We start from the raw sequence: 14462 nt of genomic DNA on the forward strand, positions 1-14462 counted from the left end.
CAGGCAGGCGCCGCGGCAAAAGCGGTGCCTGCCTGCGGCTTTGCTTACTTTTTCAAAGCGCGCGCCTTCACCTGTTCCAGCAGGGCGGGAACGGCAAAGGCCGTGCAGTCATGCTCCGCGAGCATTTCCATGAAGCGCGAGACGGGCAGGGGTTCGGAAATGTAATAACCCTGCAGAATTTCGCAGCCCATGGATTGGAAAATAGCCGCCTGTTCGGGCGTCTCCACTCCTTCTGCGACGCAGGAGAGGCCCAGCGTACGGCACAGATTGACCACTGCCAGGGCGATGGAATTGCTGTAATTATCCTGCAGATCGGTGGCAAAACTCTGATCGATCTTCACCCGGTCGAGGGGGATGCGGTGCAGATTGCTGAGGCTGGAATACCCTGTGCCAAAATCATCCAGCGCGATTTTCATTCCCGCCGTGCGCAACATGCGCAGTGCCTCAATCGCGGCATCTACATCGTGCATCACGGCCGTTTCAGTAACTTCGAACCACAATCTGGACGGGTCGATTCCGCTGTCGCGCACGGCTGACAAGACGCGTTCAATCGTGTCCGGCGAATTGAGATCGGATGCGGAAATGTTCACGGCGAGCGACAGGTGATCGGGCAGCTGCGCCAATATGCCAAGGGCGCGCTTCACCACGGTCAACGTAATCCGGTGGATGACCGAACTGCGCTCGGCAATGGTAATGAAACGCTGCGGAGGGATCGGGCCCAAACGCGCGCTGGTCCATCGGACCAGCACTTCACCGCCCAGAATGACGCCGCTTGTACTGTCGGACACCGGCTGCACCCGTACGTCCAGATCCTCGTCCGTATTGAGTGACCGCAGCTCCACTTCGATCTGCTGCTCACCCCGCACCAGAAATTCGAGATCCTGCGTGTAGGTGAACACGGTGCCGGGCTGATGCCGTTTGGCATGATACAGCGCCTGATCCGCGCGTTCCCACAAATCCCGCGGCTGCACACCGGCATCAATATAGGGCGCAAGACCGAAGGATACCCCAATCGAGATCTCCCGGTCATCCAGCTGGATGGGTTTGGCAATTTCCTCGCACGCGCGCTCCGCAAATTGCTCCGCCTGTGCCAGAGGCAAATAGATCAATATGCCGAATTCATCCCCGCCCAACCGGTACAGCGTCGCATAGGGGCCTGCGCTTTGCCGCAAACGATGGGAAACCTGCTTCAGCAATTGATCGCCCAGATGGTGGCCAAAGGTATCATTGACGGATTTGAAGCGGTCGAGATCGATGACCCCCACGACGCCTCCGCCAAGGCAGGAAGGATCAACCGCCATGGCGGAGAGATCCTCAAGAAAGCGCCGCCGATTGGGCAACTGGGTCAGGCTGTCGGTATGGGCGAGTGCGTGATTTTCGGAATTCAGCCGCACCATTTCGTCACGTTGCTGGGCCAGCTTCTCCCGCGCGGCGACTTCGGTGCGAAAGCTTTCAAAGCTGTTGAACAGCACGCGCAGCAATACGAGCACCACCAGAGCGACATTCATCGCCAAGGGGCTGAATATAAAGTGATCCTGGATAATCAGCGCGACCAGAAAGCCCGGCAGGACACAGGCGGACACCACCACCGCGGCTTGCGGTAGCTGGAACAGACAGAAAATACAGGCGAGGACCGTGGTGGAGACATAGAGCGCGACATGCGCCTGATCGATTGCATCGCCATATTGCAGCAGCAGTAGCGCCCAGATCAGATAAGCAATTGACGAAAGCCCGCCAATGCACGTGACGGTGCGCAATTGTCGTTTCGCCTCTTCAGGTGTCGGTGGTGGCTTGTGCCGGGCACGCATCCAGTAAATGAGGCGAGAGATCGTGGCGCCAAACAGCAATGCCGGGACGCTGACGGTAAGGGCCAGCGGGGCCAGGCCAAATTGAGACCAGGCGATGGAAGTGGAGTTGATGAGCAGCAGGCTGTAAAGCAGAGGAACTTGCCGCCGCATCTGGAGCGCTTGCGCCTTGGCCAGTATAGGGTCACGACCGATCTCTCGAAACCAGTCGAGCAGCTTATCCAACATTATGAATCCACCTTTACTGAGCCTCTAGCAGTGTATCAGTTAAATCACTGTTAATAATACAATTACCCGGATCACAGCATACGAATTTTCCACCAGTTCTTCATAAATATAATACTTAGGTCCGAAGTAGATCGTGTAATAAAGTTACATATGCTGAGTTCTATTAAGGGTAAGGTTGGGGCACTGTAGACTTGCATATGAAACTAAACTGGAGGCAGTTAAGAAGCGGACAGTCTTCGTTTTGCCAGCACCTGATCTGCATCGGTTGGCCTGTCAGCTTCCCCATTTCCAAAAGCCATCTCGGACCGAAGCCCAACCGCCGCAGGCCCTGGGGCGCAACGTCTGATAAGGCTGCCGTCGGCGCCCAATCGCGCAGCGCAAGGCGGTACATTTGTGCCGCGCAACCTGCTTGTTTTCATGTGTCTTCGATCTGAAAGATAACGTTCACAATCCTGTGGCAAAGGCCTGCGGCAAGGGAGCGTCCCGAAACGTCGCGCAAGCGCAAATGTGAATCAGGAGAAAGTGAATGAACAGGATCGCCTTGACCCGGCGCGGCGCAATAATGGGTGCAGCAGGGGCAGTCTCAACGCTGGGCATGCCCGCTGTGGTCCGAGCGCAGCAGGCTTTTCGCACCTATCCTTTCACTCTGGGCGTTGCCGCGGGGGACGCTGATGCCGAAGGTTTCGTCATCTGGACGCGCCTCGCTCCCGAGCCGCTTGCTCGGTATGGGGGGATGCCGATGGCACCGATCACGGTGCAATGGGAAGTGGCTGAGGATGAGGGCTTTGACCGTGTCGTCGCAAATGGAGAAACGCTTGCGCGTCCGGAGCTGGGGCATTCGGTTCATGTTGAGCTCGCTGATCTGAAAGCCGACCGGGTTTATTGGTATCGTTTCCAGTGCGGCCGGGAGCGGTCCATGTCGGGCCGCGTTCGGACATTGCCCATGGCCGACAGCGATGTCGCTTCGTTGCGTTTCGGGGTGGCAGGATGCCAGAATTACGAAGACGGTCTCTATACCGCATGGGGCCATCTGGCGGAGGAAGATCCGGCCTTCGTCTTCCATTATGGCGATTACATCTATGAAGGAGGCGGATCGACCATTCACCGGGGTTGGAATGGACGGCCGCTCCCTTTCGTCCGGTCGCATACCGGCCAGAAAATCTATAGTCTCGACGATTATCGTCAGCGTTATGCCGAGTACAAGATGGATCAGGACCTGCAGGCAGCCCATGCTGCTGCGGGATTCTACATGACGTTCGATGACCATGAAATCGAGAACAATTGGGTCGGCGATCGTGATCAGCAGGGGACGCCGCCCGAAACCTTCCTTCTGCGCAGGGCTGCCGCGCTTCAGGCCTGGTATGAACATATGCCCGTCCGCCGTTCAGCCTTGCCCATTCGCGGCGGCATCCAGATCTACCGGCGGGCGCAGGTCGGCAATCTCATCGATCTGCATTTGCTGGATACGCGGCAGTTTCGCAGTGATCAGCCTTGCGACGACGGCTTCGAACCCCGCTGTCCCGGATGGAGCGACGAACGCGCCCAGGTGTTGGGCAAGGCTCAGGAAGACTGGTTGTTTCGCAATTTGAAACAGGGAACCGCGCGCTGGAATGCTCTGGCGCAGCAGGTCATGGTAATGCCGATCAACCGGCAGCTTGGCAGTGACGATACCCCCATTCGCAACATGGACAGCTGGGGTGGTTACGATGCCGCCCGCGAACGTTTGCTGGCCCGCCTGTCGGGCCTTGGGAACGCGATTGTGCTGACCGGTGACGAACATCAGAATTACGCCGGAACGCTGCGGCGCGATGCGGGCGAGGGCGAAGCGGTGGGCGTCGAATTCGTTTCCACCTCGATCAGTTCGGGGGGCGATGGCTCGGCGATTCGGCCCGGGACCGACCGGATCATGCGGCAGAATCCCTATGTAAAATATATGAATGATCAGCGCGGTTATCTCCTGTGTGACGTGACCCCTGATCGCTGGGAGGCGCGCTTCCGCACGCTCGATTATGTAACCCGCGCTGGCGCTCCGGTCGTCACGGCCCGCACCGCGACCGTCGAACGCGGTGTGGCGGCGCTGCATATGTCCTGAAGACATGCGCAAGGCACAAGTAAAGAGGGTCGGGCGCCGCAAGATATTGCGGGGCCTGCGCAATGTCGCGCTGGCTGCATTCACCAGTGGCACGAAAGGGGGGATGGCCATCATGTCGGCAGCGACCGGGGCGATGAATCGAGACGGTGAAAATCCGGCTAAGATAAGCCATCCCGACTTCGGGCCGCATGTTCTGGTGGCCGATCCTGCAATGCCTCCACAGCTACTCCAGGATCGGGTCGATGCCATTTTCATGGAGCAGGAAGCGGCCCATTTCACGGATCGGCGCCACGCGATTCTGTTTCTGCCGGGGCAGTATCAGGCCGATATACGGGTCGGCTTCTTTACTCAGGTGCTGGGGGTAGGAACACATCCGGGCGATGTCGGGATTGATGGTCACGTGCGGGCGACGGCGGAATGGCTCGACGGGAATGCCCTTGCCAATTTCTGGCGCGGGGCTGAGAATCTTACCGTCAAACCGGTGGGCGGAGCGGAGCGCTGGGCCGTGTCACAAGCTGCCCCCTATCGCCGCATAGATGTTCAGGGCGATCTGCTGCTCCACGATGGCGGCTCTGCGAGCGGGGGCTTCATGGCCGATTGCCGCGTGACCGGCACGGTCCATGCCGGCAGTCAGCAGCAATGGTTTACCCGCTCGGGCCAGCTTGGCGCATGGGAGGGGTGCAATTGGAACATGATGTTCATGGGTGTTGATGGCGCGCCGCCCGATAGCTTCCCGGAGCCTGCAGTAACGCGCTGCGAAACTGTGCCCGTGCTGCGAGAAAAACCGTTTCTATATGGCGATGATGAGGGCGATTGGGGCGTTTGCGTGCCCGCCTTGCAGCGCAGCGTCACGGGCACCAGCTGGCAGGGGCGCGGGTCAGGAGATCTGCCCCCGGGGCGCGTAATTCCGCTCAGAGAGTTTCTGATCGCCCGCCCTGAGATGAGTGCAGGCGCGCTAAATGCAGCGCTGTCGAAGGGACAGCATCTGCTCTTCACCCCGGGCGTCTACAGGTTGGAAGAACCGCTCAATGTGACGCGCGCAGGCACGGTGATTTTGGGTCTCGGTCTGGCAACGCTCAAGCCGGTTAAGGGCACTGCTGCGATGCAAGTGGCAGATGTGCCGGGTGTCAGCGTGGCCGGGCTGATCTTCGATGCGGGAGAGGTCAGCTCTCCCGTGTTGCTCCGTGTCGGCCCGCCCGGCTCTGCGGCACGGCATCGGGCGGACCCCATCCTCCTGGCCGATCTGTATTTTCGCGTCGGAGGGGTTGAGATCGGCCGGGTAAAGCGATGTCTGGAAATCAATTGCCATGATGTGATCGGGGACCATCTGTGGATCTGGCGGGCCGATCACGGCGACGTTGATCGCAGGCGCGAGCATTTTGGGTGGGACGAAAGCACCTGTGATGAGGGGATCGTGGTCAATGGCGATGACGTCACGATTTATGCGCTCTTTGTCGAACATTTCCAGAAATATCAGACCTATTGGACGGGTGAGCGCGGCCGCGTCTTTTTCTATCAGAGTGAATTGCCTTACGACCCGCCCGATCAGTCTGCCTGGATGGCGGGAAGCACCTATGGCTGGGCGTCTTATAAAGTGGCCGATAATGTGCAGCGCCATGCGGCGACTGCACTGGGTATTTATGCTTATTTTCGTGAAAATCCCTCGGTGAAGCTGGAAAGTGCGGTGGAGGCGCCGCACCGTGTCACTGTGCGTTTTCGCAATGTGACGACCTATTCGCTTGGCGGCGGAGTTGGCACCATCCGACATCTTGTGAATGATACAGGCAAGGCGGCGCAGCCGGGGGCGGTGCACCAGACTTTGAAATCCTATCCCTGAGGGCAGGGGAGGTCCGCTTGCGGTGCGTGTTCGTCCACCAGCAACATGAGGACGCCCCCGAAGGCCACGATCACGGCCATGAGCGCGAGTGCGGGACCGAACGTATCAGGACGGGCCACGAACCATGCCATGAGTGCGCCGATCAATGCTGGCAGAGTATTGGCCAGATTGAGAATGCCAAGGTCGCGCCCGCGGCGGTCGGCATCGGGCAGGCTCTGCATCCAGAAGGCCGCATGGATGGCCATGAAAATCTGTGCCCCGACAGCATAGATCAGGAAGCCCATGGCACCCGCCCAGGATGCGCTGGCCAGAGCCATCGTGATTAAGCCCGCCGCGGCGATAAAGGCAGCGCACAGGAGCATTGGTTTACGCCGCCCGTTCAGATCGGACTGGCGCCCTAATGCCAGCGCGAAGGGCAGCGGGAGCAGATAGCCAGCGATCAGAAGCTGGCTCAGGAACCCGGCGGTGGTGCTTGCGGCAAGGTCAGCCTGCAAAGTCCGAAAATAGAAAAACAGATACAGCGTCAGGCCATTGCCCGCGGATTGAATACAGAGCCGGGCCAGCCAGGTCACAGCGAGGTTGCGGCGAGCGGGGCCGCGGCAGGCCATGGCGTCAGGCGATGCAGGCAGGCGGCGCGCGCGTATGTGCAGCAGCGGCAGCAGCAGCAGCATAACAATGGCTGACAGGGCGCCGAAGCGCAGAATCTCATTGCCTGCGGGGAGGGTCAGGAGGAGCCAGGCGACCGCCGCCGCGAGAGGATTGGCCAGTGTCATCAGGCCGCCTGTAATTCCCTTGCGATTATCGGGAATCTCGTCGGCCATGGTGGCAAGCAGGGGGGCGAGAATGGCATTCGCGGCAATCTGGATGGCCATGACAGACAGAAATAGCAAGGTGACCTGCTGCGCGTAGGCAAAGCCGAGATAGGATAGGGCAAGGCCCGCGACGCCAAATGAAATCCAGCCACGCCGGCCGTGTCCCGCCCTGACCGATGCGTCACTGAGCCAGCCAAAAAAGATGTTGGCTGCCATCGCGGTCAGCGTTCCGACGATAGCGATCAGCGTATAGAGATTGAAACTGGGCGTTTCGCTCAGACCCTCGATCTTCAAGGGCAGGAAGACGGCAAAGAGCGGGAGATACCCGATCGTGGCCCCGGCATTCGCAGCTGCAAAAGCGCCGCAAAGAACCTTGGTACGATGGTTGCCATAAGAGGTGTTCAACTGGGCAAGCGCGTTCATGTGATCCGCGATTATCTGAAAGCAGCATTGAATAAACGACCCGCTGATAGCGCGAAAAAATGTCTCTTTTGTGACAAATATGAGAACGTTAACCTAACATAATATTACAGAAATAAGAACTATTGACTGCCTATTCGTCAAAACTATGAGAACGTTCTCATCGCGGGGTCGCGGTGCAACTAAGGATTGAAAATGCAGGGCAACAGCTTCTTGAAAAGGCCGCGCTGGGCGGTCGGGGTATCAACCATTGCCATGATCGCAGCGCCGGTCGCCGCCTGGGGTCAGGACGCCGCAGGCGTGGACGATGAAATCGTCGTGAGCGGGATTCGGGCCAGTCTGCGTGATTCGATGAATATCAAGCGCGATGCGCAAGGCGTGGTCGATGCCATTTCGGCCGAGGATATCGGTAAATTTCCCGATACCAACCTTGCCGAATCACTACAGCGCATCACCGGGGTCTCGATTGACCGCAACAATGGCGAAGGCGCTTTCGTCACTGTTCGCGGTTTCGGTCCGGAATTCAATCTCGTCACGCTGAATGGTCGCCAGATGCCGGCAACGGCGCTCGGCGGCGGCAATTACGCGCCGACATCGCGTGCTTTCGATTTTTCGAACCTTGCCTCCGAAGGTGTCTCGGCGATCGAGGTCTATAAGTCCGGCCGTGCCGACGTGCCCTCAGGCGGGATCGGTTCCACCATCGATATCCGTACGCCGCGGCCTTTCGATAATCCGGATTTTCATGGCAGCTTCTCAGCCAAAGGTATGCTGGACACATCCGAAAATCACGGGCGCGATTCCATCACGCCGGAATTTTCGGGCATCGTCAGCGATACTTTTGCCGATGGGCGCATCGGCATCCTGATCAATGGTGTCTATCAGAAGCGCAAAGGCGCGAATAACAACGCCTATCTCGGTTGGCGTGACGGCATGCTCGGATCGGCTGAGAATTCCCCGATCCCGGCACCCGGAACACCCGGAGCGGAGAATACCACGAACCCGCCCGGGTCGCAGGACGTGTTCGCTGTCCCCAATAATGGGGGCATTGGCTATGTCGACTTCTCGCGGGAGCGTATCAATGGCCAGGCGGTTCTCCAGCTGCGCCCGAGCGATAGTTTGACGGCTACGCTCGATCATACCTATTCGAGCAACAAGGTTTCGACCCGCGATTATTCGATGGGGATCTATTTCAACCGCAATGATACGGCGAGCGACTGGACCGATGGTCCTGTTTCCGCACCGAATTTCTACACCGATTTCTTCCGTCCTGACGAGACCAAGGACTTGTCCTATGTCGGGCATGAATATGCGAGCAAGAGCGAGAACAATTCCACCGGGCTCAATCTCGAATGGGAACCGAGCGACCGGCTGACCTTCACGCTCGACGCACATCATTCGATCGCAGAATCGAAGCCGGATTCGCCTTACGGGTCGAGCAACTCGGTTTCGATGGCGATCTATGGCGTGAAGAGCCAGACCATCGAAACCGGCTATGACATGCCGGGTCTGTATTTCGATATGCATGACGGCATCGATGCGCTGGATCCGTCTTTCGTTCAGGGTTCGGGCAATTCCTTCCGCAATGCCTATTACCGCAACCGCATCAATCAGGCGCGTTTCGCGGGCAGCTGGGAGGGCTACAGCGCCATTCGGTCGATCGATTTCGGCGTCAATTATATCGATAACAAGATCCGCTCGGCCTATGGTTATATCCAGAACAACACCTGGGGCGGGGCGGGGCCAGCGTCGGATATTCCTGACGACCTGTTTCATGAGGTCGATATTTCGGGCATGTTCCCCGGCACCGGCAGCAACAATGGCAAGCTGGTCCAATCGATCCTTGCCTATGACTTTGACAGCATGATTCCGCTGCTCGACAGTCTGTATAATGTGTGCGGCGGGACCATGGACTGTCTGGCCGATTACACGACCGACCGGCGCGTTACCGAACAGACATTGGCGCCTTTCGCTCAGGTCAATACGGAGTTCGAGCTGGGCGGGCAGCCGCTCTATGTAACGGCGGGTCTGCGCTATGAAAAAACCTGGGTCGATTCCTCAGCGTTGGTCCCGATTCCGACCGGTACGGAATGGGTTTCGGATAATGAATTCAATGTCATCTTCTCGGATGACAGCGATTTCACCGCGTTCGAAGGCAAGTATGAAAACTGGCTTCCCAATATCGACATCCGGTTCGATCCCGTAGACGATGTGGTGCTGCGTGCGTCCTACAGCCACACGATCACGCGGGCCGATTATGGCAGCCTGCAGGGCGGCCAGACGATCGATAATCTGTTCCGCATTGACTATGGCTCGGGCAGTCTGGGCAACCCCGGCCTTGAGCCTTACAAATCGAAGAATCTCGATCTGTCGGCGGAATGGTATTACTCGCCCTCAAGCTACATCTCGGTGGGATATTTCCGTAAGGGCGTGGAGAATTTCCTGTCTTCCACGCGCGTGGAAAAGACAGCTTTCGATCTGACCAACCCGGCTTCCGGGCCGCGTTATGACGCCGCTATTGCCGCGCTGGGCAACAATGCGACACGGAATGAAATCCGCCAGTATATCTTTGCCAATTATCCCGACACGGTGACGATCACCGGGGGAGAGCCGGGCAATTATACCGGGTCGATCAATGGCACGGCAGAGGATGATCCGGTTGTTTTCCGCATCAATACCCCGGTCAACAGCGACCAGACAGCGACCTTGCATGGCTGGGAATTCGCCCTGCAGCACAGCTTCTGGGAAACGGGTTTCGGCGTCATCCTCAACTACACGATTGTCGATGGCGATGCGCAATATGACAACACCCAGCCTGCCAGCGTGACCCAGTTTGCTCTGACAGGTCTCAGCAACAGCGCCAATATCGTAGGCTTCTATGACAAGGACGGCCTGCAAGCGCGTGTGGCTTACAATTGGCGCGACGAATATCTGTCGAGCAATGGCGTCAATCCGACCTATGTGGAAGCCTATGGTCAGCTGGATGCCAGCGTCAGCTATGACGTCACGCCCAGGGTCAATGTCTTCGTCGAAGGCATCAATTTGACCGGAGAGAGCCGGCGGACCCATGGACGATCGAAGGCCTATGTGCACAATGTGAACCCTGGATTTGCCCGTTACGCTGCCGGTGTACGGATTAAAATCTGACGCATTTTCATGTATCAGGCGGCCGAAGTGATGCACTGTGTGTCACTTCGGCCTAACCTCCTTCTTTCCTATGCCGGAGCCAGAGATGACAAACCATGCCGTGCTTGATCCGCAGGTGCATCGCGCGCTCAGGATCGACGCGCGAAAGTCGGTCATCGGCCTTGGCCGAAACACCATGCTCAGCATGGTTGTGCCGTCCGAATTTCCTGTTCTTGCCAGCGATTACCCGCTCTTGTTTCAGCGATCACCGAGCAGCGGGCGCCTTCAGGCCGTGGCCGTGTTCGGATTTGAGGCGCAGGAGAATCTCTATCTCACAGAGGAGGGGTGGGATGCTCCGGTGCTGCCACTGGCCATTGCCGTGGAGCCATTTCTGATCGCCGCACCAGCCCCCGGCCAGCACAGCGGTCGGGTCGCGCTTGATCTCGACGATCCAAGAGTGCTGAGCCCAGAGGATGCCGGGCATGGCGAAGCCCTGTTCGGCGCAGACGGAACACCATCGCCCTTCTTGCGCCAGCAGATCGACCGTCTGACACAGCTTGATCGCGGTCATCACCAGGCCCGGAGTTTTTACGAGGCACTGGAAGATTATGAGCTGATCGAGCCCCTGACGGTTTCCTCCACTTTCGAAGATGGTCTGTCACGCGATCTGGTCGGGTTTCATACTATTGCAGAGGAAGCGGTTGAGCGCATCGACCAGACGACGCGCGACTGGCTGGAGGAGCGTGGTTACTGGCGAGCTATCACGGCAGCGGCGGCCTCTCTCTCCACCTTTCCCGCTCTGGCCGCGCGCCGCAACGCCAGGCTCACCCATGCTTGATCGGCCAGCAGATCAGGGGCAGCGGGTCGACCAAATGGCTGACATCGCCCCGGTTCGCGAGATTCAAATTTCCGGAAGTGAAGAGCTGGATGCCTTGCTGCGCATGCAGCGTGAGCCCTTCGTGCTGCGCGGTCTGGTATCGGATTGGCCGCTTGTCGCCGCGGGGCGCAGTTCGGATGACGAGGCGCGCTCCTATTTGCTGGCGCATCATCGGGAGCGGCCCGTGACCTATTCGGTCGGCAAGGCCGGCAGTGGAGGGCGGCTGTTCTATGATGAGAATATGGAGGTTGATTTTGCGACCGGGCGAGGGTGGCTTGACGACATTTTTGACCAGATGGCGCAGGCCGGGTCCGATCAGGATGCAGGCGCGGTCTATCTCGCGTCGATCGATTTGCATGATTATTTCGACGGATTGCATGAGGCCAACCATGTCGATCTGGGCGAGCGCAAGCTGATGTCCAGCCTGTGGGTGAGCAGCAGAAGCAGGGTTGCCGCCCATAGTGATTTTCCGGATAATCTCGCTTGCGTGGTCGCGGGGAAACGGCGCTTTATCCTTTTCCCGCCCGACCAGTTCGGCAATCTCTATCCAGGACCGCTCGACAACACACCGGCGGGCCGCCCGATCAGCATGGTCGATTTCCATAATGTGGATTTCGAACGCTTCCCACGCTTTGCCGAGGCGCTCGAACAGGCGCAGATGGTGGAGCTGGAGCCGGGCGATGCCTTATATGTGCCGTCGATGTGGTGGCATCATGTGGAATCGCTCTCTTCCTTTAACGCTATGATCAATTATTGGTGGCGTGACAGTGGCCGCTGGCATGACCAACCGCAAAACGCCTTATTCATGGCATTGCTCACCATTCGCGATCTTCCGCCGGAAGAGCGCGAGCATTGGCGAGCCCAATTCGACCATTACATATTCGATCCCGATCCTGAGCTCGCTGCGCATGTGCCGGCGTCGGCGCGCGGAATTCTTGATCCGCTCACCGATGATACGGCTATGCGTCTGCGCAGTTTTCTATTGCGGCAACTCGGCCGTTGACGTTTTTCTACCTCCGGTTCTCCGGTGCCAAGTTGGAAGGTAAGTAGTCATGTCCAGACGGCGTCAGTCCGTGACGATCCGCCATGTCGCCGCCGATGCCGGTGTCTCGCTGCAAACGGTGAGCCGGGTGATCAACAAGGAAGCGGGCGTCCGGCCCGAGATGCAGCAGCGCGTTCAGGCATCCATCGAGAAGCTGGGCTATGTACCTTCGCTGGCGGCGCAGCGGATGAGCGGATCGCGCTCTTATCTGATTCTGGCCTTGAATGACCGCGAACGCACGATCAGCGATTGGCAAAAGCGTGAGGGCGGCGACTGGGTTGGTCAGATGATGCTGGGGGGATGCACGGCCTGCGCCGAGCATGGCTACCGGATGATTGTCGAACTGATCGATACGAACAGTGCGAATATAGAGCGCGAACTTGCCGGAGCGATTGCGGCCCTGCAGCCCGATGGCGCCATTCTGACACCGCCGCATTCGCAGAATCAGGATATTCTCGATTATCTGCACAAGGCCGGGATCAAGATTGCCCGGATCGGGTCGCAAACACCTGGCCCCGGATTTTGCATCACGATGGATGATGAAGGCGGTGCGCGGCGCGCGACGGAACATTTGCTGACGCTGGGACATCGCCGGATCGGCTTTATCGCCGGGCCGGAGGATTATGAATTGAGCGCCTGGCGTGTGGCGGGGTGGAAGGCCGCGATGGCTGCGGCCGGGCTACCGACCGATGATTTGCTGGTCACTGGGGATTTCACCTATGCCTCCGGCTTGGAAGCGGCCCGCAATCTGCTCGATCATGCGCGGCCCAGCGCAATCATCGCCAGCAATGATCAGATGGCTATTGCCAGTCTGGCGGTGGTGCGCGGACGCGGGCAATCGGTGCCGCAAGATCTCTCGATCGTGAGCTTTGATGATACGCCGATCATTCGCTATGCCACACCGCCCATAACAGCCGTGGCGCAACCCATCGCTGCCGCCACCGAAAAGGCGGCCCGGCTGATCATAGCGGCGTGCGCCAGTAATGCGAAAGGTGATTCCTCGGAATTGGAAATGGCCAATGTGGCGAGCGACCTTGTGCTGCGTGAATCGACCAGAGCGGTGAAAAACTGACGTCACGGCAGCATTCCCGATATTTAACATAAGATATATTATCGGTTTTCAAGGAGTGTAAGCGCCGGTTTGAAAGGAGGCTCCTTCCCGCCCTGATGGGCCAATCGGAGGAGACAAATGGGTCAGAGCGATGTCGACAAAGTTCGGCCCTCGGGAACAAAACCCCGGCCGTGATCGGGGCATGCCCCCAATAGGATTGTTGCCATCACGCCCAACGACGGGCACCAAATCGGTTCAGGGCTCTAACCGTATCTGGTGGAAAGTTCGCCCTCAGACCAGCCCCTATAAAACGGAAGCCCTGTTTCCTTATGTTTTCAGCTCTCATTTTGCCAATAGCCCTGGCGGCAGTGCCTGACCCGACCGCTCAGCAGCATGGGCTCCAAGAGACCGAAGGTACAGCGCAGTCGCAAGAAGCGGCCGGGCCGGAAGGCACCTATCGCGCGGCGGTTAGAGGCACCTCCCGACCGGGCGGATGATCTACCAAGCATCGAACTGAAAACTGACGGCAGCTTTGTGCTCACGCTCGGCGACATGTCGGAATGCGCGAGCTTTTTTGGGACATGGCACCAGCAAGGCGATCGGGTCATTCTCGATACCATCCAAGCCGGACCGCCAATAACATTGGAACACGCATCCCCCCGGACCGACCAACGGCTAAGGCCCGGGCAGAATAATGTGGGCGCGATGGAGCCGACAACCACGGCTCTGTTCAAGCCCGAAAGGCCATGGCTCGCCGAAGCGATGTCGAGCTGGGAGGTCCGGTTTCAGTTCGAAGATGGCGAAACGGTAGACGCGGCGGTTAATCCGGCCACCTTCACGGCTACGGCATTCCGGGCGGGAAAACTGCTCGGGATCAGGGTGAAAGGGAGCATCGGTCATGGCGGCGGGGACGTGACCGATGGAAGGTTGTGTCGAAAGCTGCAGCTTAGAATCCAGCTGGTGAACGACTGGCTCGGGTCGAGAGGCGCCGCTGCGGAAGAATTAGAAGACGTGGCTGCAGCCGCCTGAGTAGCTGACCTTCAGAGCGCCTGATCGGGTCGCTGAAACCGGCCGTTTGTTTATGCGGAGGCTTTGACGGATCCTCGGGCCGTGAACTTTCCGAAAGCTGAGCCGAAAAGTCGACGTTGGGGATAGTGCTCAAAGATCCCAGCCAA

At 58.6% G+C, this 14462-nt stretch carries 9 protein-coding genes; 7 read left to right on the top strand and 2 right to left on the bottom strand.

From position 1 onward, the window contains the following. Window positions 1–44: 44 nt before the first annotated feature. Window positions 45–2033, bottom strand: a complete 1989-nt coding sequence (locus GRI91_RS15235) for a putative bifunctional diguanylate cyclase/phosphodiesterase (protein WP_160737562.1) — start codon at window positions 2031–2033, stop codon at window positions 45–47. 526 nt (window positions 2034–2559) lie between these two features. On the opposite strand from GRI91_RS15235, the gene GRI91_RS15240 reads away from it, so the two are divergent. Both GRI91_RS15240 and GRI91_RS15245 read left to right on the top strand, forming a co-directional pair. Continuing rightward, window positions 2560–4125, top strand: coding sequence for an alkaline phosphatase D family protein (locus GRI91_RS15240; RefSeq protein ID WP_202385626.1), 1566 nt, complete (start codon window positions 2560–2562; stop codon window positions 4123–4125). Window positions 4126–4129: 4 nt separating this feature from the next. Further along, on the top strand, window positions 4130–5962 hold the full coding sequence (locus GRI91_RS15245) for an adenylyl cyclase (protein WP_160737563.1): 1833 nt from the start codon (window positions 4130–4132) through the stop codon (window positions 5960–5962). On the opposite strand, the gene GRI91_RS15250 is transcribed toward GRI91_RS15245, so the two are convergent. After that, on the bottom strand, window positions 5953–7197 hold the full coding sequence (locus GRI91_RS15250) for an MFS transporter (protein WP_160737564.1): 1245 nt from the start codon (window positions 7195–7197) through the stop codon (window positions 5953–5955). The genes GRI91_RS15245 and GRI91_RS15250 overlap by 10 nt on opposite strands. A gap of 192 nt (window positions 7198–7389) precedes the next feature. Here GRI91_RS15250 and GRI91_RS15255 point away from each other — a divergent pair, with 192 nt between their 5' ends. From GRI91_RS15255 to GRI91_RS15275, 5 genes are all read left to right on the top strand, one after another. After that, window positions 7390–10338, top strand: a complete 2949-nt coding sequence (locus tag GRI91_RS15255; RefSeq protein WP_160737565.1) for a TonB-dependent receptor — start codon at window positions 7390–7392, stop codon at window positions 10336–10338. 85 nt (window positions 10339–10423) lie between these two features. Then, entirely contained in the window at window positions 10424–11155 is a 732-nt protein-coding gene (locus GRI91_RS15260) for a SapC family protein (RefSeq protein WP_160737566.1), read from the top strand. Further along, entirely contained in the window at window positions 11148–12197 is a 1050-nt protein-coding gene (locus GRI91_RS15265) for a cupin-like domain-containing protein (protein ID WP_237437948.1), read from the top strand. Before GRI91_RS15260 ends, GRI91_RS15265 begins: the two co-directional genes overlap by 8 nt. Window positions 12198–12246: 49 nt before the next feature. Then, a complete protein-coding gene (locus GRI91_RS15270) occupies window positions 12247–13308 on the top strand; it encodes a LacI family DNA-binding transcriptional regulator (protein ID WP_160737567.1) in 1062 nt (353 codons plus the stop codon). A 372-nt stretch (window positions 13309–13680) separates the two neighbouring features. Further along, the gene (locus GRI91_RS15275) at window positions 13681–14316 is read left to right on the top strand and encodes a hypothetical protein (protein WP_160737568.1); all 636 of its coding nucleotides are present in this window, start codon (window positions 13681–13683) and stop codon (window positions 14314–14316) included. The last annotated feature ends 146 nt before the right edge of the window (window positions 14317–14462 follow it).

Source organism: Altericroceibacterium endophyticum, assembly GCF_009827595.1.
Classification (GTDB): Bacteria; Pseudomonadota; Alphaproteobacteria; order Sphingomonadales; family Sphingomonadaceae; genus Altericroceibacterium; species Altericroceibacterium endophyticum.

Excerpts from the sequence above, each read along its gene's own strand:
- GRI91_RS15235 (WP_160737562.1), bottom strand. The coding sequence starts at position 2,033 with ATGTTGGATAAGCTGCTCGACTGGTTTCGAGAGATCGGTCGTGACCCT.
- GRI91_RS15240 (WP_202385626.1), top strand. The coding sequence starts at position 2,560 with ATGAACAGGATCGCCTTGACCCGGCGCGGCGCAATAATGGGTGCAGCA.
- GRI91_RS15245 (WP_160737563.1), top strand. The coding sequence starts at position 4,130 with ATGCGCAAGGCACAAGTAAAGAGGGTCGGGCGCCGCAAGATATTGCGG.
- GRI91_RS15250 (WP_160737564.1), bottom strand. The coding sequence starts at position 7,197 with ATGAACGCGCTTGCCCAGTTGAACACCTCTTATGGCAACCATCGTACC.
- GRI91_RS15255 (WP_160737565.1), top strand. The coding sequence starts at position 7,390 with ATGCAGGGCAACAGCTTCTTGAAAAGGCCGCGCTGGGCGGTCGGGGTA.
- GRI91_RS15260 (WP_160737566.1), top strand. The coding sequence starts at position 10,424 with ATGACAAACCATGCCGTGCTTGATCCGCAGGTGCATCGCGCGCTCAGG.
- GRI91_RS15265 (WP_237437948.1), top strand. The coding sequence starts at position 11,148 with ATGCTTGATCGGCCAGCAGATCAGGGGCAGCGGGTCGACCAAATGGCT.
- GRI91_RS15270 (WP_160737567.1), top strand. The coding sequence starts at position 12,247 with ATGTCCAGACGGCGTCAGTCCGTGACGATCCGCCATGTCGCCGCCGAT.
- GRI91_RS15275 (WP_160737568.1), top strand. The coding sequence starts at position 13,681 with ATGGGCTCCAAGAGACCGAAGGTACAGCGCAGTCGCAAGAAGCGGCCG.